Annotated in this window: 21 protein-coding genes and 2 tRNA genes; 7 read left to right on the top strand and 16 right to left on the bottom strand. The window is 64.4% G+C overall.

Annotated elements, in window-relative coordinates; all coding sequences use genetic code 11:
* Positions 1-20: 20 nt before the first annotated feature.
* The 10 genes from murD to E7681_RS11425 all read right to left on the bottom strand — a co-directional run bounded on the left by murD (position 21) and on the right by E7681_RS11425 (position 10,920).
* Positions 21-1,427, bottom strand: coding sequence for a UDP-N-acetylmuramoyl-L-alanine--D-glutamate ligase (murD, locus tag E7681_RS11470; RefSeq protein WP_136339440.1), 1,407 nt, complete (start codon positions 1,425-1,427; stop codon positions 21-23).
* A gap of 71 nt (positions 1,428-1,498) precedes the next feature.
* Complete coding sequence (gene mraY, locus E7681_RS11465; RefSeq protein WP_136339439.1) at positions 1,499-2,581, bottom strand: phospho-N-acetylmuramoyl-pentapeptide-transferase; 1,083 nt, start codon at positions 2,579-2,581, stop codon at positions 1,499-1,501.
* A 44-nt stretch (positions 2,582-2,625) separates the two neighbouring features.
* Positions 2,626-4,059 carry a UDP-N-acetylmuramoyl-tripeptide--D-alanyl-D-alanine ligase gene (locus E7681_RS11460; protein ID WP_136339438.1) on the bottom strand — a complete coding sequence of 478 codons (1,434 nt, stop codon included), beginning with the start codon at positions 4,057-4,059 and terminating at the stop codon, positions 2,626-2,628.
* Positions 4,056-5,540 (bottom strand): UDP-N-acetylmuramoyl-L-alanyl-D-glutamate--2,6-diaminopimelate ligase, encoded by a 1,485-nt coding sequence (locus E7681_RS11455; RefSeq protein ID WP_136339437.1) that lies wholly within the window; start codon positions 5,538-5,540, stop codon positions 4,056-4,058. The genes E7681_RS11460 and E7681_RS11455 overlap by 4 nt, the downstream gene beginning before the upstream one ends.
* 14 nt (positions 5,541-5,554) lie before the next feature.
* Complete coding sequence (locus E7681_RS11450) at positions 5,555-7,339, bottom strand: peptidoglycan D,D-transpeptidase FtsI family protein (protein ID WP_136339436.1); 1,785 nt, start codon at positions 7,337-7,339, stop codon at positions 5,555-5,557.
* Positions 7,336-7,698 carry a cell division protein FtsL gene (gene ftsL / locus E7681_RS11445; RefSeq protein WP_136339435.1) on the bottom strand — a complete coding sequence of 121 codons (363 nt, stop codon included), beginning with the start codon at positions 7,696-7,698 and terminating at the stop codon, positions 7,336-7,338. Before ftsL ends, E7681_RS11450 begins: the two co-directional genes overlap by 4 nt.
* The gene (gene rsmH, locus E7681_RS11440; RefSeq protein WP_136339434.1) at positions 7,698-8,675 is read right to left on the bottom strand and encodes a 16S rRNA (cytosine(1402)-N(4))-methyltransferase RsmH; all 978 of its coding nucleotides are present in this window, start codon (positions 8,673-8,675) and stop codon (positions 7,698-7,700) included. Before rsmH ends, ftsL begins: the two co-directional genes overlap by 1 nt.
* Positions 8,675-9,169 (bottom strand): division/cell wall cluster transcriptional repressor MraZ, encoded by a 495-nt coding sequence (gene mraZ / locus E7681_RS11435; protein WP_246032472.1) that lies wholly within the window; start codon positions 9,167-9,169, stop codon positions 8,675-8,677. Before mraZ ends, rsmH begins: the two co-directional genes overlap by 1 nt.
* Before the next feature lie 416 nt (positions 9,170-9,585).
* The gene (locus E7681_RS18835; RefSeq protein ID WP_168733197.1) at positions 9,586-9,756 is read right to left on the bottom strand and encodes a hypothetical protein; all 171 of its coding nucleotides are present in this window, start codon (positions 9,754-9,756) and stop codon (positions 9,586-9,588) included.
* Positions 9,757-9,849: 93 nt separating this feature from the next.
* The gene (locus E7681_RS11425) at positions 9,850-10,920 is read right to left on the bottom strand and encodes an Mrp/NBP35 family ATP-binding protein (RefSeq protein ID WP_136339431.1); all 1,071 of its coding nucleotides are present in this window, start codon (positions 10,918-10,920) and stop codon (positions 9,850-9,852) included.
* Between the two features lie 254 nt (positions 10,921-11,174).
* Between E7681_RS11425 and E7681_RS11420 the strand changes: the two genes are divergently transcribed.
* Positions 11,175-11,393: a DUF1127 domain-containing protein gene (locus tag E7681_RS11420; protein ID WP_136339430.1), complete on the top strand. Its 219-nt coding sequence runs from the start codon at positions 11,175-11,177 to the stop codon at positions 11,391-11,393.
* 567 nt (positions 11,394-11,960) lie between these two features.
* Here the strand turns inward: E7681_RS11420 and E7681_RS11415 are convergent.
* On the bottom strand, positions 11,961-14,297 hold the full coding sequence (locus tag E7681_RS11415; RefSeq protein WP_136339429.1) for an ATP-dependent helicase: 2,337 nt from the start codon (positions 14,295-14,297) through the stop codon (positions 11,961-11,963).
* A gap of 196 nt (positions 14,298-14,493) precedes the next feature.
* On the opposite strand from E7681_RS11415, the gene E7681_RS11410 reads away from it, so the two are divergent.
* From E7681_RS11410 to E7681_RS11395, 4 genes are all read left to right on the top strand, one after another.
* Positions 14,494-15,624: an alpha-hydroxy acid oxidase gene (locus E7681_RS11410; protein WP_136339428.1), complete on the top strand. Its 1,131-nt coding sequence runs from the start codon at positions 14,494-14,496 to the stop codon at positions 15,622-15,624.
* 225 nt (positions 15,625-15,849) lie between these two features.
* Positions 15,850-19,287, top strand: a complete 3,438-nt coding sequence (locus tag E7681_RS11405) for a pyruvate carboxylase (protein WP_136339427.1) — start codon at positions 15,850-15,852, stop codon at positions 19,285-19,287.
* 186 nt (positions 19,288-19,473) lie between these two features.
* Positions 19,474-19,548 (top strand) — tRNA-Gly (locus tag E7681_RS11400).
* 201 nt (positions 19,549-19,749) lie between these two features.
* Positions 19,750-19,824, top strand: a tRNA-Gly gene (locus tag E7681_RS11395).
* Between the two features lie 125 nt (positions 19,825-19,949).
* Here E7681_RS11395 and E7681_RS11390 read toward each other — a convergent pair.
* The 5 genes from E7681_RS11390 to E7681_RS11370 all read right to left on the bottom strand — a co-directional run bounded on the left by E7681_RS11390 (position 19,950) and on the right by E7681_RS11370 (position 24,768).
* Positions 19,950-20,459 carry a CarD family transcriptional regulator gene (locus tag E7681_RS11390; protein ID WP_136339426.1) on the bottom strand — a complete coding sequence of 170 codons (510 nt, stop codon included), beginning with the start codon at positions 20,457-20,459 and terminating at the stop codon, positions 19,950-19,952.
* A gap of 282 nt (positions 20,460-20,741) precedes the next feature.
* Positions 20,742-21,080: a ferredoxin FdxA gene (fdxA, locus tag E7681_RS11385; RefSeq protein ID WP_136339425.1), complete on the bottom strand. Its 339-nt coding sequence runs from the start codon at positions 21,078-21,080 to the stop codon at positions 20,742-20,744.
* 50 nt (positions 21,081-21,130) lie between these two features.
* On the bottom strand, positions 21,131-21,514 hold the full coding sequence (locus E7681_RS11380; protein WP_136339424.1) for an RNA-binding S4 domain-containing protein: 384 nt from the start codon (positions 21,512-21,514) through the stop codon (positions 21,131-21,133).
* 7 nt (positions 21,515-21,521) lie between these two features.
* Positions 21,522-24,287 (bottom strand): helicase-related protein, encoded by a 2,766-nt coding sequence (locus tag E7681_RS11375; protein ID WP_136339423.1) that lies wholly within the window; start codon positions 24,285-24,287, stop codon positions 21,522-21,524.
* A 22-nt stretch (positions 24,288-24,309) separates the two neighbouring features.
* The gene (locus tag E7681_RS11370) at positions 24,310-24,768 is read right to left on the bottom strand and encodes a tetratricopeptide repeat protein (RefSeq protein WP_246032467.1); all 459 of its coding nucleotides are present in this window, start codon (positions 24,766-24,768) and stop codon (positions 24,310-24,312) included.
* A gap of 183 nt (positions 24,769-24,951) precedes the next feature.
* Here E7681_RS11370 and E7681_RS11365 point away from each other — a divergent pair, with 183 nt between their 5' ends.
* Together E7681_RS11365 and E7681_RS11360 are read left to right on the top strand one after the other, a co-directional pair.
* Positions 24,952-25,242, top strand: a complete 291-nt coding sequence (locus E7681_RS11365) for an SCP2 sterol-binding domain-containing protein (RefSeq protein ID WP_136339421.1) — start codon at positions 24,952-24,954, stop codon at positions 25,240-25,242.
* A gap of 5 nt (positions 25,243-25,247) precedes the next feature.
* Positions 25,248-26,216 carry an alpha/beta fold hydrolase gene (locus E7681_RS11360; RefSeq protein WP_136339420.1) on the top strand — a complete coding sequence of 323 codons (969 nt, stop codon included), beginning with the start codon at positions 25,248-25,250 and terminating at the stop codon, positions 26,214-26,216.

The raw sequence follows: 26,216 nt of genomic DNA, 5'->3' as shown, positions 1-26,216 counted from the left end.
AGACCCCCGGAGTATTTCGATCAGAAAGAAGCCAAGGCCGCGCGGACGCGGGCGGTGAAGTCGTCGCCGCGTTCTTCGAAGTTGTTGTACTGGTCGAAGCTGGCAGCGGCGGGGGCCAGAAGGACGGTGTCGCCGTCTTCGGCCTCGGCCATGGCGCGGGCGACGGCGGTTTCCATCGTGGTGCAGATTTCGGCGTCGGTGCCTGTGAGCTGCATGGCGAAATGCGCGGCTTCGCGGCCGATCACGTAGGCCTTTTTGACGGAAGTCAGGGCGTCGCGCAGGCCGTCGAGGCCGCCCTCTTTTTCCAGGCCGCCGCAGATCCAGCGGATATTGGTGAAGGCACGCAGGGCCTTTTCGGCGCTGTCGACGTTGGTGGCCTTGGAGTCGTTGACGTAGCGCACGCCGTTCGCCTGGGCGATGGTCTGGCTACGGTGCGGCAGGCCGGCGAAGGAGTGGAAGGCGTCCTCGATCGTGCGCGGCGACAGGCCCAGGGCGCGGCAGGCGGCGTAGGCGGCGCAGGCGTTCTGGTGGTTGTGCGCGCCCGGCAGCCCGGGAATCGGGCGCAGATCGATGGAGGCGGTCTGACGCCCCTTGCGGTATTCAGCCAGGAACCCCTTGCGGGCGAAGACCTGCCAGCCCGGCCCGGTCAGTTTCTGCGCCGAGGAGATGCGGATCACCCGGTCATCCGCCGCCCCTTCGGAGAGTTGATTGGCGAGATACCGCCCCTCGTTTTCGTCGACGCCGATGATGGCGCGGTCGGGTCCGCCCTCGGCGAACAGGCGGCGTTTGGCGGCGAAATAGCCGCCTTTGCCGCCGTGGCGGTCCAAGTGATCGGGCGACAGATTTGTGAAGACGGCCACGTCCGGCGTCAGCGCGCGGGCGAGGTCGGTCTGGTAGCTGCTGAGTTCCAGCACCACGACGCCGCCATCCTCGGGCGGGTCGATGTCCAGCACGCCGCGGCCGATATTGCCCGCCAGCTGCGAAGGTTTGCCCGCCTCGGTCAGGATGTGGTGGATCAGCGCCGAGGTGGTGGATTTGCCGTTCGAGCCGGTCACCGCGACGACGCGCGGCGGGGTGTCGAACTCGTGCCACTCGCCCCCGGCCAGGGACCGGAAGAACAGGCCGATATCGTTGTCCACGGGCACACCGGCGGCCCAGGCGGCGGAGATCACCTTGTTGGGTTCGGGGTAAAGATGCGGGATGCCGGGGCTGACGATCAGGCTGGCGATCTCGTCAAAGGCGCCGGGCTGCATCAGGTCGGCGGTGGCAAAGCCCTCGGCCTCGGCCTTGTCGCGCGCGGCGGGGTTGTCGTCCCAGCAGACCGGGATCGCACCGCCTGCCTTCAGCGCCCGCGCCGTCGCCAGCCCCGAGCGCCCGAGACCCAGAACCGCCACCTTGTGTCCATCGAAGCCCTTGACCGGAATCATGCGTCTTCTCCCCTGCCCGCTGTCAGACTATCGCTACCCGATCCCGCGCGTTGCGGCCAGATGGCCTGCGTTCAGCGGACCTTTAGCGTGGCCAGGCCGATCATTGCCAGGATCAGCGCGATGATCCAGAAGCGGATCACGATCTGCGGCTCGGCCCAGCCCTTTTTCTCATAGTGGTGATGGATCGGAGCCATCAGGAACACGCGCTTGCCCGTGCGCTTGAAGTACAGCACCTGGATGATGACCGACAGCGCCTCGACCACGAAGAGGCCGCCGACGATGGCCAGCACGATCTCATGCTTGGTGGCCACCGCGATGGCACCCAAAGCGCCGCCCAAGGCCAGCGATCCGGTGTCGCCCATGAACACGGCCGCGGGCGGCGCGTTGTACCACAGGAAGCCCAGCCCGCCCCCGATCAGCCCTGCGACAAAGATCAAAATCTCGCCGGTGCCGGGGACGTAATGCACGTCCAGATATTCGGAAAAGTCAACGCGGCCAACGGCATAGGCGATCACCCCCAGCGTGGCCGAGGCGATCATCACCGGCATGATCGCCAGCCCGTCCAGACCGTCGGTCAGGTTCACGGCATTGGCCGCGCCCACGATCACGATCATCGCAAACGGGATGAACAGCAGGCCCATGTTGATCAGCACGTCCTTGAACACCGGCAGCGCCAAGCGGAATTGCAGCGCCTCGGGGTGCGAGACGGTGGCCCAGTAGCCCGCGATCCCGGCGATCACGAAGCCCAGCAACAGCCGCACGCGGCCCGGAACGCCCTTGGTGTTCTGCTTGCTGACCTTGGCGTAGTCGTCCAGGAACCCGATCAGGCCAAAGGCCATCGTCACGAACAGCACCATCCAGACATAGGCATTGTCCAGCCGCGCCCACAGCAGCGTCGCCACCACCAGCGCCGACAGGATCAGCAGCCCGCCCATCGTCGGCGTGCCTGCCTTGACGAAATGCCCGGCGGGGCCGTCCTCGCGGATCGGTTGACCCTTGCCCTGCTTCTTGCGCAACACGTTGATCAGCGGCTGCCCGAAGATGAAACCGAAGATCAGCGCCGTCATGAACGCTCCGCCAGCACGGAAGGTGATGTAGCGAAACAGGTTGAAGACATCGCCACCGTCCGACAATGCGGTCAGCCAATACAGCATGGTTCAGGTCCTTCCAGCCCGGCGCATCGCCGGTTAGTCGAGGGTTATTCGGGTTGCCGTGCCCCTTGGCCCAGTTTCTTGATCGCGTCAACAACAAGCGAGACCTTGCTGCCCTTCGAGCCCTTGACCAGCACCACATCCCCGGCGTCAATCAGCCGATGCGCGCGCTCGGCCATGGGTTTGGCCTCTTCGGTCCAGTCGCCGCGCTTGGCGGCGGGCAGCGCGTGCCACATCCGGTTCATGCGCGGGCCGACGCAATGGATCACGTCGATGTCCTGAATGAACGGCAGCGCGGCGATGCCTTCGTGCAGCGCCATCTCGTCGGGGCCCAGCTCCAGCATATCCCCCAGGATTGCCACCCGGCGCCCCTTGGCCACGCGGCCCAGCCCGTCGGTGGGTTTCGCGGCGGCCAGCACCTCCAGCGCCGCGGCCATCGAGGTCGGGTTGGCGTTGAACGCGTCGTCGATCAGATCCATGACCTGTTCGTCCAGCACCTTGTCCAGCTGCACCTTTTCGCGGAAACCACGCCCCGCCGGCGGCAGCCATTGCGCCAGATCGGCGGCGGCCATCGTGGTGTCCAGTTTCAGCGCCTGCGCCACGGCCATGACACCCATCGCGTTGACCGCGAAATGCCGCCCCGCCGCCATCACCTTGAACAGCACCGGACGCCGCCACGCGCGGCCCTGAGCCACGGTGACATCATCGACCAGTTGCACCTGGCTCAGACGGTGGTGGTTCTGCGGCCCCTCGCCAAAGGTGATGATCCGCGCGCCGCGTGCCTTGGCCGCGTCGATCAGGATCGGGCTGGTGGGCAGATCGCCGTTCAGAACGGCCACGCCGCGGGGTTCCAGCCCTTCGACGATACTGGCCTTTTCGCGGGCGATCCCTTCAATGTTTTCAAAGGCTTCCAGGTGGGCCGCCGCAACGGTCGTCACCATCGCCACATGCGGGCGCGCCAGCTTGGTCAGCGGCGCGATCTCGCCCGGGTGGTTCATCCCGATCTCGATCACCGCGAATTGTGTGTCCTGCGGCATCCGCGCCAGCGTCAGCGGCACGCCCCAATGGTTGTTGTAGCTGGCCTCGGCCGCGTGGGTGCGCCCCTGCCCGCCCAGCACCGTGCGCAGCATCTCCTTGGTCGAGGTCTTCCCGACCGAGCCGGTCACCGCCACCACCTTGGCCTTGGTGCGCTTGCGGGCGGCGCGGGCCAGATCCTCCAGCCCTGCCAGCACGTCCGGCACGATCAGCAGCGGCGCATCCGCGGCCACGCCCTCGGGGATGCGGCTGACCAGCGCGGCCCCCGCCCCGGCGGCCAGCGCCTGCGCCACGAAGTCATGCCCGTCGCGCGCGGCCTTTAGTGCCACGAACAAATCGCCGGGCTGGATCGTGCGCGTGTCGATCGAGACCCCCTCGACCGCCCAATCCCCAACGGCCTGCCCGCCGGTTGCGCGGGCGGCCTCTGCTGCGGTCCACAGGCTCATGCCAGTCCCCCGTCCAGTGCCATCACGGCCATGCTGGCCTGTTCCACATCGTCAAAAGGCAGCACCCGGTCGCCGATGGTCTGGCCGGTTTCGTGCCCCTTGCCCGCGATCAGCAACGCATCGCCCGGCCCCAAGGCATCGACGCCACGCAGGATCGCCTCGGCCCGGTCGCCAAATTCCAGCGCATCGGGACAACCCAGCAAGACGGCCTGACGGATGCTGGCCGGGTCCTCGCTGCGCGGGTTGTCGTCGGTCACGATGACCAGATCGGCATGTTCCGCCGCCGCCTGCCCCATCAAGGGCCGCTTGGTGCGATCACGATCCCCGCCTGCGCCGATGATGGCGATCAGGCGGCCCATCACATGCGGGCGCATCGCCTTCAGCGCCGTCGCCACCGCGTCGGGGGTATGAGCGTAATCGACGAACACCGCCCCGCCATTGGCCCGCGTCGCGGCCAACTGCATCCGCCCGCGCACGCCGCTCAGATGCGGCAGGGTTTCGAACACGCGCGCCGGTTCCTCGCCGCAGCCGATGACCAGACCGGCGGCCAGCAGCACGTTTTCCGCCTGGAACCCGCCGATCAGCGGCAGGCGCAGCATGTAGGTTTCGCCCTCGTACGAGAACCGGATCTGCTGACCCGCCGCTTCGAAGCGTTGGCCCAGCAGGCGCAGCCGCGCATTCGGCCCCCGCCCGACCGAGATCACAGCCTGCCCGCGCGTCCCCGCGATCCGCGCCATGTCCGGGCCCTTGGGGTCGTCGACGTTGATGACGGCGACGCCGTCCTCGCTCAGCACGCGATCAAAGAGGCCCGCCTTGGCGGCGAAGTATTCCTCGAACGTGGCGTGGTAATCCAGGTGGTCTTGCGTGAAATTCGTGAACCCCGCCGCGCGCAGATGCACCCCGTCCAACCGACGCTGAGACAGCCCGTGCGAGGACGCCTCCATCGCCGCATGGGTCACCCCGGCAAAGGCGCATTCCGACAGCAGCCGGTGCAGGGTGATCGGCTCGGGCGTGGTGTGGTGCAGCGGGGCGACATAGGCGCCCTCGACCCCGGTCGTGCCCAGGTTCACCGCGTCATGGCCCAGCTCGGCCCAGATCATCCGCGTGAAGGTGGATACCGAGGTCTTGCCGTTCGTCCCCGTCACCGCCGCCATGATCGGCGGCTGCGCGCCGAACCACAGCGCCGCGGCATAGGCCAGCGTCTGGCGAGGGTCTTCGGCCACGATCAGCGCGGCGGACGAGGCGGCCAGCGCATCAGCGGCCAGTTTCGCGCCCTCGGCATCGGTCAGGATCGCTGCCGCGCCCCGTTCCAGCGCGGTGGCGATGAACGTCGCGCCATGCACCTTGGTGCCCGGCAGCGCAAAAAACAGGTGGCCCGGACGCACCTCGCGGCTGTCCACGCTCAGGCCGGTGACCTGTGCGTCACGGCCCGCCTGAGCCGTCAGCCCCAGTTCGGATAGAGATTTTCGCTGCCCCGGCATACGCCTTCCCCGGCTTAGTTCTTTGCCAGCGTTATACCAGCCGCAGCGGTGGGTTCAATCGTGGGGCGCAGTCCCAGCAGGGGCGCGACACGCCGGATCATCTCGGCGGCGACCGGCACGGCGGTCCAGCCTGCGGTGCGGCGCGGCTCCTCGCCCATCGTGTCGACGGGTTCGTCCAGCGTCACCACCAGCACGTATTTCGGGTCCGACACCGGGAACATCGAGGCAAAGGTGGCGATCACCTTGTCATCATAGTACCCGCCGCCCTTTTCCTTGGGCTTGTCGGCGGTGCCGGTCTTGCCGGCGACCTCGTAGCCCTCGACCTCGCCAAAGCTGGCAGTGCCTTCGGTGACGACCTTGCGCAGCATGTCGCGCGCAGCAAGGGCGACCTTTTCGGACATCACGCGCTCGCCCTTCTGGATCAGCGGCTGGCGCAGGATCGTCGGGTAGACGCGGTAGCCGCCATTCGCCACCGCCGCATAGGCCGAGGCCAGGTGCAACGGCGTCGCCGACAGCCCGTGACCGTAGGAAATCGTCATCGTCGACAGCTCGGACCATTTCGGCGGCAGCAGCGGCTTGCCACCCGAGGCTTCGGTGATCTCCAGCGGGGTTTGCTCAAAGAAGCCCAGCGATTTCAGGAATTGCTGCTGGCGTTCCGCGCCGATCATCATGGCCACCCGCGCCGTCCCGATGTTGGACGACTTCACGATCACCTTTTCCAGCGTCAGCTTCGGCCCGTAATTGTGGAAATCGCGGATGGTGAAGCGGCCCCATTTCATCGGGCCCTTGGTCTCGATCTCGGTTTGGGGATTGACCAGGCCCAGTTCCATCCCCTGCGCGGCGGCGAAAATCTTGAAGGTCGAGCCCAGCTCGTACACGCCCTGCACCGCGCGGTTGAACAGCGGGCTGTCCGAGGGCGAGCCCTCGACCGCCGGGCGCGGCCGGTCGTTCGGATCGAAATCGGGCAAGGAGACCAAGCTGATCACCTCGCCGGTTTTCACGTCCATCAGCACCGCGGCGGCGCCCTTGGCGTTCATCAGGCGCATGCCGCCGGCCAGCACCTGCTCGGTCGCGTCCTGCACCGCCAGATCCAGCGACAGCTGCAACGGCTTGTCGGCACGGGCCGGATCACGCAGGCGTTCATCGAACATACGCTCGATCCCGGCGACGCCGATCACTTCGGCGGCGTTCACATCCTCGGCGCCAAAACTGGCACCGCCCAGCACATGCGCGGCCAGACTGCCGTTCGGATACAGCCGCATCTCGCGCGGGCCGAATTGCAGACCGGGTTCGCCGATGTCATGCACCAGCTGCTTTTGCTCGGGGCTCAGCTTGCGCCGCAGCCAGATGAATTTGCGCTTGCCGCTGAAATCGCGCAGCAGGCGTTCCTCGTTCAACTCGGGAAAGATCGAGGCCAGCTGGGCCGCCGCATAGGCCGGATCGACCATGTTCTGCGGTGTGGCATACAGCGAGTAAGTCTCGATATTCGTTGCCAGAATGCGGCCCTGACGGTCCACGATATCGGCCCGTTGCGCGCGGATCGTCGCCTCGGTCACCGAGGCGCGCGGCTCGACCGGGTCGCTGGCGGCCAGCGTCCCCATCTGCACCCCGATCACGCCGTACGCACCGACAAAGGCCAGCGCCAGCACCAGCAGGCGGCTTTCGGCCCGCAGACGCGAGCGGTCGCGCATTTCCTCGTGCCGCAGACGGATGTTTTCACGCTCGATCGCATCGGGGTTTTCGCCCTTGGTGCGGGCGTCCAGAATACGGGCCAGAGGACGCAGCGGCGTACGGATCACGGCTTGCTCTCCTCGGTCATCCCATTGGCCGAGGACACCTCGATCGGTTCAACAATCGGCTCCAGATCCGGCGGCAGCGGGTAGGACACCTGATCGACCCGGCCGAATTGCTCGGGCGCAAAGGGCATCAGCTCCAGCCGGTCAAAGTTGATCGCCGCCAGTTCGCGCAGGCGTTCGGGGCGGTTCAGATAGGCCCATTCGGCCCGCAGCATCCCCAGACGGGCGCGCGCATCGGCGATCTGGCCGTGCTGACGCTCGACCCGGTCCAGCGCTGCCTGTGTCTGGTAATTCTCGCGATACGCCCAAAAGGCCAGGCCGATCACGGCCATTGCTGTCAGGACATAAAGCAGGCTGCGCATCACTTCTTCCCCTTGCTCAGCATCGGCATACCCAGTTGCTTGCGGTCGGTTTCGCCCGGCGCCGCATCCGTCCGCACCGCCACGCGCAGCTTGGCACTGCGGGCGCGCGGGTTTTCGTCCAGTTCCTGATCGTCCGGGCCGACGGCCTTGCGGGTGACCAGCTCGAATTGTGCAGGCGTTTCATGGGCTTCGGGGGCATAGCGGTTGCCCCCCGACTTACCCGCACGGCTTTGGAAGAACCGCTTGACCATCCGATCCTCGATCGAGTGGAAGGTCACCACCGCCAGCTTTCCGCCCGGCTTCAGCGCGCGTTCGGCGGCTTCCAGCCCACCGACCAGCTCGCCGTATTCGTCATTCACCGCGATCCGCAGCGCCTGGAAACTGCGCGTCGCCGCGTGCGATTGCCCCGGCTTGACGCGCGGCATGATCCGTTCGATCAGCCCGGCAAGTTGCAGCGTCGTGGTGAAGGGCACCGCCTCGCGGTCTTTCACGATGGCCCGCGCGATCTTGCGGCTGGCGCGTTCCTCGCCGTAGTTGAACAGGATGTCGGCCAGATCGGATTCCGAGGCCGTGTTCACGATATCCGCCGCCGAGGGGCCGGATTGGCTCATCCGCATATCCAGCGGGCCGTCCTTCATGAAGGAAAACCCCCGCTCGGCCAGGTCCAGCTGCATCGAGCTGACGCCCAGGTCCAGCACCACCCCGTCCAGATCGCTGGCATATTCGTCCAGCTTCGAAAACACGCCCTGCACCAGCTCCAGCCGGTCGCCATACTCGCTTGCCCAAGGGGCGGCCATCTGGAACGCCAGCGGGTCACGGTCCACGCCGATCACCTTGTCGGCCCCGGCGGCAAGCAATCCACGCGTATATCCGCCTGCGCCGAACGTGCCGTCCAGCCAGACCCCAGAGACAGGCGCGACCGCTTTCAGAAGCGGCCGCAGAAGAACGGGAATGTGGGGGCGATCAGCCGAGGACATCACAGATCCCCCGCTTCATCCAACAGCGACAGAGGGTTGGCGTTCGGCCCCATCTCGGCCAGCCAATCCTCGGCAAAGCTGGCCTGCTCGGCCTCGTGCGTTTCGGGCTTCCAGATCTCAAAGGTCTCGCCCATCCCGGCGAAATACGCCGTGCCGTCCAGCCCGATCTTGTCGCGCATCATCTGCGGCAGCACAAAGCGGCCGTCATTGTCCAGCTCGATCGGCTTGGCCAGGTTCAGGATCATGCGCTCCATGATGATCCGGCGCTTGGATCCACGCGGAAGCCCGCGGATTTCCTCGGCCAGGGCGCGGAAGCCCTCGAAGGTGTGGACGATCAGTTGTTTCTGGGATTCGTGACCGTAGACGATCACCATGCGGGGACGGCCAGTTGCGGCGGCTTGGGGGTCACCCTCGGTCAGCTCATTGCGAAAATCGGCAGGGATCGACACGCGTCCCTTTCCGTCCACCTTGAAGGTGTGTTCGCCTATGAACATGCCGGCCAACGCGGCGCTCCTTTACCTGTCCCTGACCCGTTTCCGGGCCGTATTACGGAAAACGGCGGATTGAGCTGCTGCCACTGCCCAATCCGCCGCCCTCGTCCCGCTTTGCGGGGTGTGTCCAGCTGCACGCGCCACCTGGGGGGATGTCTGCTCGCTCGCGCGCCGGATCTCTTGGTTCGAAGAAAGCGGAGCCTGTATGAAACCTGCTTTTTTTATTTTTGACCGGGGCTCTGTGTCCCCGTTCCGTCTTTTTTCGATACACAAGGGATGCCATGGGAATTCATGGAAATCAACAGGAATTGGCGGGATTTTTCCGGGACAAGGCCAGTACAACACCCCGAAACAGAGAGTTATCCACCGGTTATCCACAGATTATTTGGCATAATTTGCCCATAAATGAAAATCAACCACTAGATATAGTAATGTCGCGGAGCTGAAAATTTTTCCCGTGCAATCCCGGAAAATTTCAAGATTTGGTAGCCCAAAGCAGCAAAAACCGGCGCAACCCCGGTCGCGCGGGCCTGTTTTCCTACAATTTTCAACGGAAAGTGATTCGGTTCGGCGGGAACTGGCGCAGTCATTCCCGTGAATTCCCGGAAATCCCGCGCAATCCCGCCGAATTCCCGTGAATGCCCGTGATCGCGGCAGACAATCCCGCCGCGATCGGTGTCAGATCAAGCCATACCGCCCTGGATCAGACGTTGCGCCACCTGCGCATAGGCCTGCGCCATCGCGCTGTCGCCCGCCGCAATCGGCGTACCCGCATCGCCCGCCAGGCGGGTTTCCAGGTCGATCGGCAGCTCGGCCAGCAGCGGCACGCCCAGCTTCTTGGCCTCGTCCGCCACGCCGCCATGGCCAAAGATATGCGCCTCGTGCCCGCAATTGGGGCAGTGGAACACCGACATGTTCTCGATCAGGCCCAGCACCGGCGTGTTCAGCGTCTTGAACATGTCCAGCGCCTTGCGCGCGTCGATCAGCGCCACGTCCTGCGGGGTCGAGACCACGATGGCCCCGGTCAGCAGCGTCTTCTGGCACAGCGTCAGTTGGATGTCGCCCGTGCCCGGCGGCAGGTCCACGATCATCACGTCCAGATCGCCCCAGGCCACCTGCCCCAGCATCTGCTGCAACGCCCCCATCAGCATCGGCCCGCGCCAGATCACCGCCTTGTCGGGGTCCATCATCGCGCCGATCGACATCATGGTGACGCCATGTGCGTGCAGCGGCTCGATCGTCTTGCCGTCCGGGCTCGAGGGGCGCTTGGTCGTCCCCATCATGCGCTGCTGCGAGGGGCCGTAAATGTCCGCGTCCAGCAGGCCAACCCGCCGCCCCGCCTTGGCCAAAGCCACCGCCAGGTTGGACGAAACCGTGGATTTGCCCACGCCACCCTTGCCCGAGCCCACGACGATGATCTTGTCCACGCCCGCCGGTTTCGTCGGCCCCGCCTGCGGAGTCGGATGTCCGCCGATCTTCAGACTGGGGGCGGGTTTCTTGGGCGCCGGGCCGTGCGCGGTCAGCGCAACCATCACCTTGCCCACGCCGGGCAGCCGCTTCAGCTGGTCCTCGGCGTCGGCCTGCACCATCTCCATCGCGCGGGCGGCCTCGGGGCTGGGCGCCTCGATCACAAAGCGCACATCGCCCCCCTCGACCACCAATGCCCGCACCAGATCGCGCGTTATCAGCGTCCCTCCTCCGGGCACTTCGATCCGGGACAGAACCTGTTCCACCTGCTGGCGCGTGACTGACATGGCGATCTCCTGCGAAAAATTCGCCGCAATAGGTGCTGTTTTTTGGCGCCAAGGCAAGGCCCGCCACCGCCGAAACCGGAAACTGCGACAATACACATCCAGAATGCAGGTTTACGATAGGTCAACAATGCTTATGCATTTTTTGCATAGCTGCAATGCAGCATCGGGCATTGTGCAACTGCAGCAATTCCCCCATCTTCAATCCAACAGCGCAGGAAACTGCAAAGACGCGAACAGAACGAAAGAAGCTGAACATGGCATACGCATCGGATATCCGCACCTCCGAAGGTGGCATCGCAGATCGTTTCGCCGCCCTGACCAAGTCTGTGGGCGCGCGTTTCGCCCGCTACAAAACCTACCGCCGGACCCTGGTCGAGCTGGCCTCCCTGTCCGACATGGAACTGCGTGACCTCGGCCTGTGCCGCTCGCAGATCCGCTCGGTCGCATACGAGCACGTCTACGACGCGCACTAAGATATCTCTTCGGAAATCCCTCTCCTCCTCCCTGGGATTTCTGGAACAGCGGTGACATCTCTCCTCCTCCCTGATGTCACCGCACCAAATTCCGGGCCAAACGGCCCAAACAGATACGGACCCCTTCCTCCTCCCTTTCGGGGTCCGTTGCAAAGAGCGGCGATCCTCCCTCCTCCTCCCTGAGGATCGCCGCACTTGCACAACAGATACGAAGGGCCCCCTCCTCCCTAGGCCACTTCGTAGTCAAGAGCGGTGGCCCTCCCTCCTCCTCCCTGAGGGCCACCGCATCCTTGACCAGCATACGTCGGCCCTCTACTCCTCCCTGGGCTGGACGTAACAAAGACGGCGGTGCCCCCTCCTCCTCCCTGGGCGCCGCCGTTTTCTTTTTCCAAATCCCCAAAAGACAGCACCGGCCCCGAATGCAGGGCCATGAGTATTTGGATCAGAAAGAAGCCTGAATGCCGTCCTTCCCCTCACCGCGCGCGGGCGGAGAAGGACGCCGCATTTCTGCTTCTTTCTGATGAAAATACTCAAATCCGACGCGGCCACGCGCGCCGGGGGGCGAGGTCAGAACGGGATGTCGTCGGCCGCTGACACAAAACGCGCGACGATTTTCTTTTCGCCGGCCTTGTCAAAGGCGATTTCCAGTTTGTCGCCTTCGATGCCCAGCACAGACCCGTAGCCGAATTTCTGGTGGAAAATCCGGTCGCCCACCGCAAAGCTGCTGGTGGCGGTCAGGTCGATCACAGGGGCGCGGCTTTCGCGGGGTTGGCTGACGGGGCGTTGTGAGGCGCGGGCCTGCATGCGTTGCCAGCCCGGCGAGTTGTAGACGTCGGCCTTTGTGGCGCGTTCCTCGATGCTGCTGGTCGGGCGTGCGGCGCCGAATCCGCCGCCGTATAGGCCCGGGGGCGTCAGGACTTCGACGTGATCTTCGGGCAGCTCGTCGATGAAGCGCGAGGGCAGTTGCGATTGCCATTGCCCGAACACCCGCCGGTTGCCTGCGAACGAGATCGTGCACAGTTCCTCGGCCCGGGTGATGCCGACATAGGCCAGGCGGCGTTCTTCCTCGAGGCCCTTGAGGCCGGATTCGTCCATGCTGCGTTGGCTGGGGAACAGGCCGTCCTCCCATCCCGGCAAGAAAACCGCGGGGAATTCCAGCCCTTTGGCCGCGTGCAGGGTCATGATGCTGACCTTTTCGCCGCCGTCGTCCTGATCATTGTCCATGACCAGGCTGACATGTTCCAGAAAGCCTTGCAGGTTTTCGAATTTTTCCAGCTGTGTGACCAGTTCCTTCAGGTTTTCCAGACGGCCGGGCGCTTCGGGCGTCTTGTCGTTTTGCCACATCGTCGTGTAGCCCGATTCGTCGAGGATGATCTCGGCCAGTTCCATATGCGAAAGGTCGTCGTCCCCCGCCATGCGGCCCCAGCGGTCGATGCCCTCGATCAGGGTGCGCAATTGGCCTGCGCCCTTGCCGCTGATGCCGCCGTCGCGCAACAGCAGGCGCGCGCCGTCGACCAGGCTGGTGCCGTTTTCGCGGGCCACGGCGCGGATGTTTTGCTGGGCCTTGTCGCCAAGCCCGCGTTTGGGGGTGTTCACGATCCGCTCGAATGCCAGATCGTCGCTGGGCGAGGTCACCACGCGGAAATAGGCCATCGCATCGCGGATTTCGAGCCGCTCATAGAAACGCGGGCCGCCGATCACGCGGTAAGGCAGGCCGATGGTCAGGAAGCGGTCCTCGAAGGCGCGCATCTGGTGGCTGGCGCGGACCAGAATCGCGATCTGGTCCAGCCCGAACTTGCGCATTCCGCGGGTACCGCGTTGCAGGGATTCGATCTCTTCACCGATCCAGATTGCCTCTTGCTCGCCGTCCCAATGGCCGATCAGGCGGACTTTTTCGCCCTCTTCGGCCTCGGTCCAGAGGGTCTTGCCCAGCCGCCCCTCGTTGCAGCGAATGACGTTCGAGGCCGCTGCCAGGATGTGCGGGGTCGAGCGGTAGTTCTGCTCCAGCCGGATCACCGCCGCGCCGGGAAAATCCTTTTCGAACCGCAGGATATTGCCCACCTCGGCACCGCGCCAGCCATAGATCGACTGGTCGTCATCGCCGACGCAACAGATGTTCTTGTGCCCGCCGGCCAGCAGGCGCAGCCACAGGTATTGGGCGACGTTGGTGTCCTGATATTCGTCCACAAGGATGTAGCGGAACCAGCGGCGGTATTGCTCAAGGATGTCGTCGTGTTTCTGGAAGATCGTGACCATGTGCAGCAGCAGGTCGCCGAAATCGGTGGCGTTCAGCTCGCGCAGGCGGGTCTGGTATTGGTCGTAGAGTTCCGTGCCGCGATGATTGAAGGCACCCGCCTCGCCCGCTGGTACTTGGGTTGGGGTCCAGGCACGGTTTTTCCAGTTGTCGATGATCGAGGCCAGCTGGCGCGGGGGCCAGCGTTTCTCGTCTATATTATTGGCCTGGATCAATTGCTTGAGCAGGCGGACCTGATCGTCGGTGTCCAGAATGGTGAAGTTGGATTTCAGCCCGACCAACTCGGCATGGCGGCGCAGCAGTTTCACGCAGATCGAGTGGAAGGTGCCCAGCCACGGCATCCCCTCGGCCGGTTGGCCCAGCAGGCGGGAAACGCGGTCCTTCATCTCTCGCGCGGCCTTGTTGGTGAAGGTGACGGCGAGGATCTCGTGCGGTTGCGCGCGGTGCGTCGTCAGCAGGTGCACGATGCGGGTGGTCAGCGCCTTGGTCTTGCCGGTGCCCGCACCCGCCAGCATCAGCACGGGGCCATCCAGCGCCTCGACCGCCTGACGTTGGGCGGCGTTGAGCCCGTCCAGATAGGGCATCGGGGCGAGCGCCATCGCGCGGGCGGACAGGGAGGGTTTGGGCTGGGGCAGGTCGGGATCGCTCATGCGGCGCAATCTAGCGGGCGGAGGGCGTAAGGGGAAGGGTTGTTCCCGTTGTGTTCGCATAATTTGTGCATTCGCCTGCGGCGGGCGGGGTCAGGGGGGCCAGCCCCCCGTCGCTGCGCGACTCCCCCCGGGATATTTGGGAAAAGAAGAAGCAAGGGGGCTGGACAAGATCGAAGGTCGGGCCGCTAATGCGCGCATGGATCTGTTTCAGAAATACCCCGCGATCAGCGATCTGAAGGCGAAGGCGCGGCGGCGCATTCCCTGGTTCGTGTTTGAATATCTGGATAGTGCGACCGGCACCGAAGCCACACAGGCGCGCAACCGGGCCAAGCTGGACGAGGTGCTGCTGATGCCCTCGATCCTGCATGGGGAGTTCAAGCCGGACCTGTCGGTAGATATGTTCGGGCGGCGCTATCCCTTGCCGTTCGGGGTGTCGCCGGTGGGGATGTCGGGGCTGTTCTGGCCGAATGCCGAGCGGTTGCTGGCGGCCGAGGCGACGCGGCAAGGTTTGCCTTATGGGCTGTCCACCGTGGCCAGCCGCACGCCCGAGGATGTGGCCGATTGTCTGGATGGCAATGGCTGGTTCCAGGTCTATCCGCCGCGCGATCCAGGGATTCGGGCGGATATGCTGAAGCGGGCCAAGGATGCCGGGTTTCATGCGCTGGTGCTGACGGTCGATGTGCCGGTGGCCAGCCGGCGCGAGCGGCAGACGCGATCCGGCCTGACCAGCCCGCCCAAGCTGACTCCGCGGCTGTTGACGCAGGTGGCGCGCTGTCCGGCCTGGGCGCTGGGGACGGCGCGGCTGGGGATGCCGCGGATGCGGTTGATCGACGGCTATGCGGACAAGGTGACGGGGCTGAGCTCGACCGAGCATGTGGGCTATCTGCTGCGCACCTCGCCCGACTGGGACTATCTGAAGGCGTTGCGCGATGGCTGGGACGGGCCGCTGATCGTCAAGGGTGTGCTGGATGCGCGCGACGTGCCCGCGCTGGAGGCTGCCGGGGTCGATGCGATCTGGGTCAGCAACCATGCCGGGCGGCAGTTCGACGGCGCCCCTTCGAGCATCGAGGTATTGCCGGGTATTCGCGCTGCGACCCGCCTGCCGGTGATCTTCGACAGCGGGATCGAGGGCGGGCTGGATATCTGCCGCGCCCTGGCCCTGGGGGCCGATTTCGTGATGATGGGCCGGGCTTGGCATTTCGCGCTGGGTGCACTTGGGGCTGCTGGCCCTGCGCATCTGGTGGACATGCTGACGAAGGACATCGTCTCGAACATGGGGCAGCTGGGCACGCCGCGTCTGGCCGATCTGCGCAGCCGCTTGATCTGATTCGACCGAATTTGTGACCTAGCGTCATTCTCACCCACTGAAATATCGTTATTTTGCGCAAATATCGGTTTAATTGTCGCAATCGGGCGGTCTATGCTGGCGTTCATGGGGTGAAATGTTACACAAATCTTTCACACTCAGCATGACTGGGTATTGCGCTGCGCTGCGGCAGACCGTTAGCAATGCGCGCATGGGACCGGAATGACCAAAGAGGGGAACCATTCGATGCCTGATTTCAAGAAAATCCTGATCGCCAACCGTGGTGAGATTGCGATCCGCGTGATGCGGGCGGCGAACGAGTTGGGCAAGAAGACGGTTGCCGTCTATGCCGAAGAGGACAAGCTGGGTCTGCACCGCTTCAAGGCGGACGAGGCGTATCGGATTGGCGAGGGCATGGGGCCGGTTGCGGCCTACCTGTCGATCCCCGAGATCATCCGCGTGGCCAAGGAATCCGGGGCGGACGCGATCCATCCGGGCTATGGCCTGCTGTCGGAAAACCCGGAATTCGTGGATGCCTGCGCCAAGAACGGCATTGCCTTCATCGGGCCCAAGGCCGAGACGATGCGCGCCCTGGGTGACAAGGCCAGCGCGCGCAAAGTGGCGATTGCCGCCGGTGTGCCGGTGATCCCCGCGACCGAGGTGCTGGGCGATGACATGACCGCCATCAAGGCCGAGGCGGCCGAGATCGGCTATCCGCTGATGCTCAAGGCGTCCTGGGGCGGCGGCGGGCGCGGCATGCGTCCGATCTACAGCGAGAAAGAACTGGCCGAAAAGGTCATGGAGGGCCGCCGCGAGGCCGAGGCCGCCTTTGGCAATGGCGAGGGCTACCTGGAAAAGATGATCCAGCGCGCCCGCCACGTCGAGGTGCAGATCCTGGGCGACCAGCATGGCCAGATCTATCACCTGTGGGAACGCGATTGCTCGGTCCAGCGCCGCAACCAAAAGGTTGTTGAGCGCGCCCCTGCCCCCTATCTGACGCAAGCTCAGCGCGAGGAGATTTGCGAACTGGGCAAACGCATCTGCCAGCATGTGAACTATGAATGCGCGGGCACGGTCGAATTCCTGATGGATATGGACACCGGTGCGTTTTACTTCATCGAGGTGAACCCGCGCGTGCAGGTCGAACACACCGTGACCGAGGAAGTCACCGGCATCGACATCGTGCAGGCCCAGATCAAGATCGCCGAGGGCAAGACCCTGGCCGAGGCCACCGGCAAGGCCAGCCAGGACGACATCCGCCTGAACGGCCACGCCCTGCAAACCCGGATCACCACCGAGGACCCGCAGAACAACTTCATCCCCGATTATGGCCGCATCACCGCCTACCGCTCGGCCACCGGGATGGGCATCCGTCTGGACGGCGGCACCGCTTACGCGGGCGGCGTCATCACGCGGTATTACGACTCGCTGCTGGTCAAGGTGACGGCCCATGCGCAAACGCCCGAGGCGGCGATCGCCCGCATGGACCGCGCGCTGCGCGAATTCCGTATCCGCGGCGTCTCCACCAACATCGCCTTTGTGGAAAACCTGCTGAAGCACCCGACATTCCTGTCGAACAAGTACACCACCAAGTTCATCGACGAGACCCCGGGCCTGTTCAACTTTGCCAAGCGCAAGGACCGCGGCACCAAGGTGCTGACCTATATCGCGGACATCACCGTGAACGGGCACCCCGAAACCACCGGCCGCGCCAAACCGGCCGAGGCCAAGCTGCCCCGCGCCCCCAAGCTGAAGGCCGAGCCCGCCCCCGGCACCCGCAACCTGTTGCAGGACAAGGGCGCCAAGGCCGTCGCCGACTGGATGCTGGATCAAAAGCAGCTGCTGCTGACCGACACCACCATGCGTGACGGGCACCAATCCTTGCTGGCCACCCGGATGCGCTCGATCGACATGATCAAGGTGGCACCCGCCTATGCCGCCAATCTGCCGCAGCTGTTCTCGGTCGAATGCTGGGGCGGGGCGACGTTCGACGTGGCCTATCGCTTCTTGCAGGAATGCCCCTGGCAGCGCCTGCGCGACCTGCGCGCGGCCATGCCCAACCTGCTGACGCAGATGCTGCTGCGCGCCTCGAACGGGGTTGGCTACACCAACTACCCCGACAACGTGGTGCAAGAGTTCGTGCGCCAGGCGGCCGAGACCGGCGTCGACGTGTTCCGCGTCTTCGACAGCCTGAACTGGGTCGAAAACATGCGCGTCGCGATGGATGCGGTCGTTGAGTCGGGCAAGATCTGCGAAGGCACGATCTGCTATACCGGCGACATCCTGGACCCCGCCCGCGCCAAGTATGACCTGAAATACTACGTCTCGATGGCCAAGGACCTGGAGGCCGCAGGCGCCCATATCCTGGGGCTGAAGGACATGGCCGGCCTGCTGAAACCCGCCGCCGCCCGCGTGCTGGTCAAGGCGCTGAAGGACGAGCTGTCGATCCCCGTCCACTTCCACACCCACGACACCAGCGGCATCGCCGGAGCCACCATCCTGGCTGCCGCCGAGGCGGGCGTCGATGCCGTGGACGCCGCGATGGACGCGTTCTCGGGCGGCACCTCGCAGGCCTGCCTTGGCTCGATCGTCGAGGCGCTGCGCCACACCGACCGCGACACCGGGCTGGACATCAACGCCGTGCGTCAGATCAGCGACTACTGGGAACAGGTGCGCGGCCAATACGTGGCCTTCGAATCCGGCCTCGCCGCCCCGGCGTCCGAGGTCTACCTGCACGAAATGCCCGGCGGCCAGTTCACCAACCTCAAGGCGCAGGCCCGCAGCCTCGGCCTTGAAGACCGCTGGCACGAGGTCGCCCGCACCTATGCCGACGTCAACCAGATGTTCGGCGATATCGTCAAGGTCACGCCGTCCTCCAAAGTCGTCGGCGACATGGCCCTGATGATGGTCAGCCAGAACCTGACCCGCGCCGAGGTCGAAAACCCCGACCGCGAAGTCGCCTTCCCCGACTCGGTCATCGACATGATGCGCGGCAACCTGGGCCAGCCCCCGGGCGGCTTTCCGGCGGGCATCCTGAAAAAGGTGCTCAAGGGCGAGGCCCCCAACACCGAGCGCCCCGGCAAGCACCTGCCCCCCGTCGATCTGGACGCCACCCGCACCCAGCTGCAAGCTGAGCTGGAGGGCCTGATGGTCGACAACGAAGACCTCAACGGCTACCTGATGTACCCCAAGGTCTTCCTGGATTACGCAGGTCGCCACCGCATCTACGGCCCCGTCCGCACCCTGCCCACCCGCACCTTCTTTTACGGGATGGAACCGGGCGAGGAGATCAGCGCCGAGATCGACCCCGGCAAGACGCTGGAGATCCGCCTGCAGGCCATCGGCGAAACCGATGATCAGGGCGAGGTGAAGGTGTTCTTCGAACTCAACGGCCAGCCCCGCGTGATCCGCGTGCCCAACCGCCTGATCAAGGCCACCACCGCCGCCCGGCCCAAGGCCGACGCCGGCAACCCCGGTCACATCGGCGCGCCGATGCCCGGCGTGGTGGCCTCGGTCGCCGTCACCGTCGGCCAGAAAGTGGCCGAGGGCGACATGCTGCTGACCATCGAAGCCATGAAAATGGAGACCGGCATCCACGCCGAACGTGCCGGCACCGTCAAGGCGCTGCACGTCACCCCTGGCGCCCAGATCGACGCCAAGGACCTGCTGGTCGAGCTGGAATAACGCCGTACGAAAACGCCGCAAAACCTTACGATTCTGCGGCCCAACAAACCCTGAACGCCCCGCCCGGTCCCCACCGCGCGGGGCGTTTCTCTTTTGGTGACGGGGCGCTTCAAAAAATACGCACGACTGTCATTTTCCACTTGCAGCCCCGCGCGACATTTACTATTTCACGCCTCACCCAAGGAAGCGGGCGTAGCTCAGGGGTAGAGCATAACCTTGCCAAGGTTAGGGTCGGGCGTTCGAATCGCCTCGCCCGCTCCAAAATCTCCCTCACGGGAACACGAAAGACGCGGCTTCGGCCGCGTTTTTTCGTTTTGGAACAGGCGCTTTCGGGACAAACCTCATGCGATGCATCAGGTTTGAAACGGGCCGCCAGGCCGGGTAAAAAATCTGTCTTCGGGGCGTGATTTTCCGCTTGCAGACGGCCGCGGGAATGCCTAATTACCCCCTACGAACTGGTTTGCGGGCGTAGCTCAGGGGTAGAGCATAACCTTGCCAAGGTTAGGGTCGGGCGTTCGAATCGCCTCGCCCGCTCCAGTTTGAAACCTCCCTCACATGGCTGAAAGACACACCGCCCCGGCGGTTGAGCTTTGTCGTCTAACTGTCTGGCGCGCATAAAAAATGGCGCCCGAAGGCGCCATTCTTTGGGTCTGTCGCTGGCCTCAGGCGGCGCGCGACATCAGGACCTCATCCACCTGTTTGGCGGCCGAACCTTCGTCGCTGCCCGACACGGCAGCCACTTCGCGGGTCAGGCGCTCCAGGGCCGCTTCGTAAAGCTGGCGCTCGGAATAGCTCTGCTCGCGTTGATCGTCCGTGCGGTGCAGGTCGCGGACCACCTCGGCAATCGCGATCAGATCGCCCGAGTTGATCTTCTGCTCATATTCCTGAGCCCGGCGCGACCACATCGCCCGTTTGACTTTTGCCTTTCCTTTCAAGGTCTTCATCGCCTGACTGACCACGTCCGGAGTGGACAGCGACCGCATGCCGATCTCGACGGCCTTGTTGGTCGGGACGCGCAGGGTCATCTTGTCCTTTTCGAACGAAATAACGAACAGCTCCAGCTTGATACCGGCGATTTCCTGTTCTTCGATCGAGAGGATCTGCCCCACACCGTGCGCCGGATAGACCACGTAATCGTTGGGGCTGAACTCGTTTTTCTTCGTTTTGCTCATGCAATCCTTCCTTGCAAGGATCACCGTCCCGGGCGACAAAAAAGACGGGCGAGAGCACCGAAATACGCTCGTCAGTCTGGAATTTTCGCAGAAAAGCCCATCCACGGGCCGAGGCGTGATGGGTTGGGTTTCAGGTGATCTTCGTCATGTGACAGAGAGCATACCACAAAAACAGGCTTACTGGAAGCATCATAAGGTCGTGAACGGAAAAAGCCCTTTGAAACAAAGGGCTTTCTCGAAAATCTTAAAGCTCGCATGCGTCCGAAAGGCCGCGAATCGGGCTTAGCTGCCTTCGCCTGGCGCTTCCGAGAAGTACTTGGTCACCTTGTCCGGCTCGCCGTCGCGCTCTTCGTAGCCGGGCAGCGGGTCTTTCTTGGCCACGATCACCGGCCACATTTCCGAGTATTTGCGGTTGAACTCGACCCATTTCTCCATGTCCGGCTCGGTGTCCGGGCGGATGGCATCGGCGGGGCACTCGGGCTCGCACACGCCGCAGTCGATGCATTCGTCGGGATGGATCACCAGCATGTTCTCGCCTTCGTAGAAGCAGTCCACGGGGCATACTTCGACGCAGTCGGTGTATTTGCAGGCAATGCAGTTATCGATGACGACGTAAGTCATATCTCTCTTCCATCTTATCGGTCAGGGCTTAGCTAGAACATGCGCCCGGATCATTCAAGTTCCCCTTGGCCTTCGGGCGCGATCAGGTCGATCATTCGCCGGTCACGCTTGGTCGGGCGTCCTTTGCCCTCATATCGAGGAGCAGGCGGGACCGCGTCCTTGACCTCGGTCAAATCGGCGTACAGCGTTTGCGCTTCGGGCGCGGGGCCGCGGCGGGTGCCCAATTCCAGGACACGAACAACGCGAATCTGGTTACCCTGCGGCAGGGTCAGAACGTCGCCAGGGCCAATCGAGTGAGAGGCCTTGGCGATCTTGTTGCCATTCACCCGGATGTGCCCGCCGTTGACCATGGTGCTGGCCAGTCCGCGCGTCTTGTAGAAGCGCGCGAACCACAGCCATTTGTCGACCCTCAGCTTGGCGACGGGCTCGCTCATCCGGGGATCAGGACTTGCCCTTCAGCCCCATCAGAGCTGCGGCGAAGGGGTTGTCGGGATCGATGGCCTTTTCCTTGCGGGGCGGACGCGCCTCGAAGGTTTTGGCACCTTGCTGGCGGGGCTTGTCGCCACGCGGCTTGCCGCCCTTCTTGGGGCCGCGCGGGCGATCGCCCTGCTTTTCGCTGCGTTCGCCGCGATCCGCGGGCTTGCCACGCGGACGTTCGGAACGCTCGCCACGCGGTTTGCCGCCCTGACGACGGTTACCGCCCCAAGTGAAGGTGAAAAACACTTCGATTTCAGGCGCTTCGGGTTCTGCGGGGGCCTCAGCAGCCTCGGCGGGTGCTTCGGTGGTCTCAGCGGCTTCGCCTTCAGCGGCAGGCGCTTCGACGACCGGCTTGGCCTTCTCACGCTCGCCACGCTCAGCGCTGTAGCCCAGGCCCTGCATCAGGTCGGCGAACTGTTCCAGCGTCATGCCGGTGATCGACAGTATGTCGGCGTTGGCCTCAAAGCCCGCGCGGCTGTCTTGGGCGCGCAGCAGATCGGCCAGACGTTCCAGCATGTCGATGCGGATCGCGCGCTCGCCTGCGGCACGATAGCCAGACATGGCAAAGAACCCGTCGGGCATCCCGGCCAGTGCCGGCACGGTGACCATACCCGGAGGCGGCGCCTCGGGGAAATCATCCAGACCGCGCGACAGCGACCACAGCACCAGACGCAGACGGGTCGGAGCGGGCTTCAGCACCAGCGGCAGGAAGATGGTGAACTGGCCGAAACGGACGCCATGCTTGCGCAGCGCGCCGCGGGCATCCTGGTCCAGCTCCTTGACCTGATCGGCGACCTGGCCACGCGGGATGATCCCGAAATTCTCGACCAGCTGGAAGGCAAAACCACGCGCCAGACCCGACAGGGCCTCGTCACGGGCCAGCGCCAGCAGCGGCTCGAACAGGGCTGCGATCTTGCGGTCGATGAAGTGCTGCAGACGGCGCTGCACCTTCTGGGCCACGTCGGCACCGGCTTCGTCATCAACGAAGGCCACGACCGACGGCTTCAGAGCGTCGTCGCCCTTGACCAGCCTACCCACGGCCTGATCGCCCCACATGAGGCCACCCTGCTCGGTGAAGTCGATCTCGGTATCCGGCGCGTTATAGAACCGGTCCGCCCGCAGGTGGAAATGCGGCGCCAATGCCTGAAGGCTGGCCTGACGAAGTGTCTTCGCCTCCTGCCCTGTTGCGTCCTTGTCCTGACGGAACCGGAACCCTTCCAGACGACCGACGAATTCGCCTTCGACGGTCACTTCACCCTGATCATTCACTTCGGCCAAAAGGGCCTCCTTCTGTTTGAGCCGCCGCAGCAACACGGATGTGCGCCGGTCCACAAATCTTTGAGTCAGACGCTGATGCAGCGCATCCGACAATCGGTCTTCTACAGCGCGCGTCTCGTCACGCCAATGGGTTTCATCGTCCACCCAGCCTGCCCGCTGCGCGACATATGTCCACGTGCGGATAAAGGCCAGACGTTTCGACAATGTGTCAATGTCGCCTTCGACCCGGTCGATCCGCTGGATCTGCCGCGCCATCCAGTCGTTGGGCACCCGTCCGTTTTCGTGCAGAAAGCGGAAGATCTGCTCCAGCAGGCTGGCGTGTTCATTATGGCTGATACCACGGAAGTCGGGAATGCGGCATACGTCCCATAGCAACCGGACCGAAGCAGCATCCGACGCGCGCGCCCGAATTTCCGCCACGGACTGCAGCGATTTAAGCGCCATGAGGTCATCTGCCTCGCGCGCGCGGTGCAACAATTGGTGTTGCGGCACCTCTTCCAGACTGCGGATCAGGCTGTCAATGGTGGCAAAGCGCAGCGCGGCGCTGCGCCATTGCAGTTTGCGGACCGGCTCGAAGCGGTGCTCCTCGATGGCGTCGACGGTTTCCTCGGGCAGGTTCGGCGCCTCGCCGGTCACCCCGAACGATCCGTCCGCCATGCCCCGCCCTGCCCGTCCGGCGATCTGGGCCAGCTCGTTGGATTGCAGATAGCGCATCCGCCGCCCGTCGAACTTGATGATCGAGGAAAACGCGACGTGGTCGATGTCCAGGTTCAGGCCCATCCCGATGGCATCCGTCGCCACCAGAAAATCCACGTCGCCGTTCTGGTACAGCTCGACCTGGGCGTTGCGTGTCCGAGGGGACAGCGCCCCCATCACCACCGCTGCCCCGCCCCGCTGACGGCGGATCAGCTCGGCAATGGCGTAGACATCCTCGACCGAGAAGCCGACGATGGCGCTGCGCGGCTTCATCCGGCTGATTTTCTTGGGGCCGGTGTAGGTCAGCTTCGACATGCGTTCGCGGCGCATGAACTCGACCCCTGGGACCAGCTGCGCGATGGGGCCGCGCATGGTGTCCGACCCCATGAAAATCGTCTCTTTCAGCCCGCGCGCGCGCATCAGCCGGTCAGTAAAGACATGGCCACGCTCAGGGTCGGCGCAGAGCTGGATTTCGTCGATGGCGACGAAATCGGCGCCCATGCCTTCGGGCATCGCCTCGACCGTGCAGACCCAGTATTGCGCGCGGGGCGGAACGATGCGTTCCTCGCCTGTGACCAGCGCCACGACAGACGGCCCACGCGCCGCAACGATCTTGTCGTAAACCTCGCGCGCCAGCAGGCGCAGCGGCAAGCCGATCACGCCCGAGCGATAGCCCAGCATCCGCTCGATCGCGTAATGGGTCTTGCCGGTGTTGGTCGGCCCCAGGACCGCCGTGATGCGTGCGTTCTGGGCCATGGCCCGTCCTTGTCCAGGGGCGTCAGAGGTCGCGGCCGCCGGCCTGCGCCTCGATCCGCGCGATGGCGTTCTTCGCATCCTCGTAGTGCGGGTAAATGGCCAGCGCAAGCCGATAGGCATCCGCCGCCAGATCGGGTTTGCCCAGGTGCTCCATGATGGTGCCCAGTCCGAACAGCGCCTGAAACTGGTTCGGATTCAGCGAAAGCGTGCGTTCCAGATCGTGCAGGGCCAGGCCAAGCTGCTGATTCTGAAAGAAAGCATTGGCGCGCATGTGCCAGCCTTCGGCAAAATCGGGAGCGTGATCCGTCAGCGCGGTCAGATGCTCCAACGCCTGATCCATGTCGCCGCGTGCGACGGCATCCTTTGCCCGTTTGACCAGCAGATCCATCGCCGGAGAGCCGGACGCCTCCCACCTAACGGCCAGCTCATCGGCCAGCCGTTTCGCCTCGGCGGGTTCAGCCTGCCGAAGCGCACCAAGCATGTCCGCAGGCAAAGTGCCCTCAGCCTCGTTTTCCGCCCATATGGGTAAGGAAAACGTGACTGTGATCAGTGTTGCCGCGACGATAGGTTTGAGAAAGTGTATCTTCACGCTCATAACAGGCCGAGTGTAACGCGCAGGCCGGGAAAGAACAGTCCCGGCACATCAAATAAAAGGGAAGAGACCATGAGCGACAAGATCGAAGCGGCCCTGGCGGCTCTGAACGAGAAACTGGCCGACGCGGGCTTTGAAGGTTCGGCCAAATTCGTGATCGAAGGCGAAGGTTCGATCGTCGTGGACGCCGCTGGCGCGCGTCTGGGCGATGACGAAACCGACGTCACCCTGACCGCCGATGCCGACACGTTCGAAGCGATGATGACCGGCGACATGAACCCCACCGCGGCCTTCATGACCGGCAAGCTGAGCGTGGACGGCGACATGGGCAAAGCCATGCAGCTGGGCGCGGCTCTGGCCTGATCGCAATGCAGCAAGCGCCGTTCCTGTCCGAGATTTGCGAAACCGCCCCCGACGGGCGCGCCTACTGGCTGGATACGGCGGACGGGCCGCGCATTCGCGCGGTCCTTTGGCCTGCTGAAAACGCGCGGGGAACAGTTCTGATGTTCCCCGGTCGCACCGAATACGCCGAGAAATACGCCCAGACCGCCGCCGATTTCGCCAAAGAGGGTTACGCCACCTTTGCCATCGACTGGCGCGGTCAGGGTCTGGCCGAACGTCTGTTGGACAATCCCAAGATCGGCCACGTGGGGGTCTTCTCGGATTATCAGCGTGATGTCGCGGCGCTCATCGCTGCCGCAGAACATCTGGAACTGCCCAAGCCGTGGTATCTGATTGCCCACTCGATGGGCGGCGCAATCGGTCTGCGCGCCTTGATGGAGGGGCTGCCGGTCAACGCCAGCGTCTTTACCGGGCCGATGTGGGGTATCATCCTGAACGCCGCCGCGCGTCCCGCCGCCTGGGCCATCACCTGGGCCAGCCGCAAACTGGGTACGTCCAATGGCCTGGCCCCTGGCACCCGACAAGACGCCTATGTTCTGACCGAGCCGTTTGCGGACAACACCCTGACCACCGACCCGGACATGTTCGAAATGATGCGCCAGCACCTTCTGACCCATCCGGAGCTGTCGCTTGGGGGGCCGTCGCTCAATTGGCTGCACGAGGCGCTGAAAGAGACGCTGGAGCTAAGCCGCCAGCCCTCGCCCGCCGTGCCGTGCATCACCTTTGTCGGCACGAACGAGCGTATCGTCGATCCGCGCCGCATCCAGTCGCGCATGGCCTGCTGGCCTGACGGGCAACTGGTCGAAATCGACGGGGCCGAGCACGAGGTGCTGATGGAAACCCCGGCGATTCGCGCCTCGGTCATCCGCCAATGCGTCGATCTGTTCGAAGCGCATTGCGACCGGGACGAGCAAACCGCACCGGTCGCCTGCTGA

Origin of the sequence: Thalassobius vesicularis (assembly GCF_004799325.1) — a bacterium.
Taxonomy (GTDB): Bacteria; Pseudomonadota; Alphaproteobacteria; order Rhodobacterales; family Rhodobacteraceae; genus Thalassobius; species Thalassobius vesicularis.
This window is presented reverse-complemented; position numbering and strand designations above follow the sequence as displayed.

Bases quoted from the DNA above. Each gene is read 5' to 3' on its own strand.
- murD (WP_136339440.1), bottom strand. From the start codon at position 1,427: ATGATTCCGGTCAAGGGCTTCGATGGACACAAGGTGGCGGTTCTGGGT.
- mraY (WP_136339439.1), bottom strand. From the start codon at position 2,581: ATGCTGTATTGGCTGACCGCATTGTCGGACGGTGGCGATGTCTTCAAC.
- E7681_RS11460 (WP_136339438.1), bottom strand. From the start codon at position 4,059: ATGAGCCTGTGGACCGCAGCAGAGGCCGCCCGCGCAACCGGCGGGCAG.
- E7681_RS11455 (WP_136339437.1), bottom strand. From the start codon at position 5,540: ATGCCGGGGCAGCGAAAATCTCTATCCGAACTGGGGCTGACGGCTCAG.
- ftsL (WP_136339435.1), bottom strand. From the start codon at position 7,698: ATGCGCAGCCTGCTTTATGTCCTGACAGCAATGGCCGTGATCGGCCTG.
- rsmH (WP_136339434.1), bottom strand. From the start codon at position 8,675: ATGTCCTCGGCTGATCGCCCCCACATTCCCGTTCTTCTGCGGCCGCTT.
- mraZ (WP_246032472.1), bottom strand. From the start codon at position 9,169: ATGTTCATAGGCGAACACACCTTCAAGGTGGACGGAAAGGGACGCGTG.
- E7681_RS18835 (WP_168733197.1), bottom strand. From the start codon at position 9,756: ATGACTGCGCCAGTTCCCGCCGAACCGAATCACTTTCCGTTGAAAATT.
- E7681_RS11425 (WP_136339431.1), bottom strand. From the start codon at position 10,920: ATGTCAGTCACGCGCCAGCAGGTGGAACAGGTTCTGTCCCGGATCGAA.
- E7681_RS11420 (WP_136339430.1), top strand. From the start codon at position 11,175: ATGGCATACGCATCGGATATCCGCACCTCCGAAGGTGGCATCGCAGAT.
- E7681_RS11415 (WP_136339429.1), bottom strand. From the start codon at position 14,297: ATGAGCGATCCCGACCTGCCCCAGCCCAAACCCTCCCTGTCCGCCCGC.
- E7681_RS11410 (WP_136339428.1), top strand. From the start codon at position 14,494: ATGGATCTGTTTCAGAAATACCCCGCGATCAGCGATCTGAAGGCGAAG.
- E7681_RS11405 (WP_136339427.1), top strand. From the start codon at position 15,850: ATGCCTGATTTCAAGAAAATCCTGATCGCCAACCGTGGTGAGATTGCG.
- E7681_RS11390 (WP_136339426.1), bottom strand. From the start codon at position 20,459: ATGAGCAAAACGAAGAAAAACGAGTTCAGCCCCAACGATTACGTGGTC.
- fdxA (WP_136339425.1), bottom strand. From the start codon at position 21,080: ATGACTTACGTCGTCATCGATAACTGCATTGCCTGCAAATACACCGAC.
- E7681_RS11380 (WP_136339424.1), bottom strand. From the start codon at position 21,514: ATGAGCGAGCCCGTCGCCAAGCTGAGGGTCGACAAATGGCTGTGGTTC.
- E7681_RS11375 (WP_136339423.1), bottom strand. From the start codon at position 24,287: ATGGCCCAGAACGCACGCATCACGGCGGTCCTGGGGCCGACCAACACC.
- E7681_RS11370 (WP_246032467.1), bottom strand. From the start codon at position 24,768: ATGCTTGGTGCGCTTCGGCAGGCTGAACCCGCCGAGGCGAAACGGCTG.
- E7681_RS11365 (WP_136339421.1), top strand. From the start codon at position 24,952: ATGAGCGACAAGATCGAAGCGGCCCTGGCGGCTCTGAACGAGAAACTG.
- E7681_RS11360 (WP_136339420.1), top strand. From the start codon at position 25,248: ATGCAGCAAGCGCCGTTCCTGTCCGAGATTTGCGAAACCGCCCCCGAC.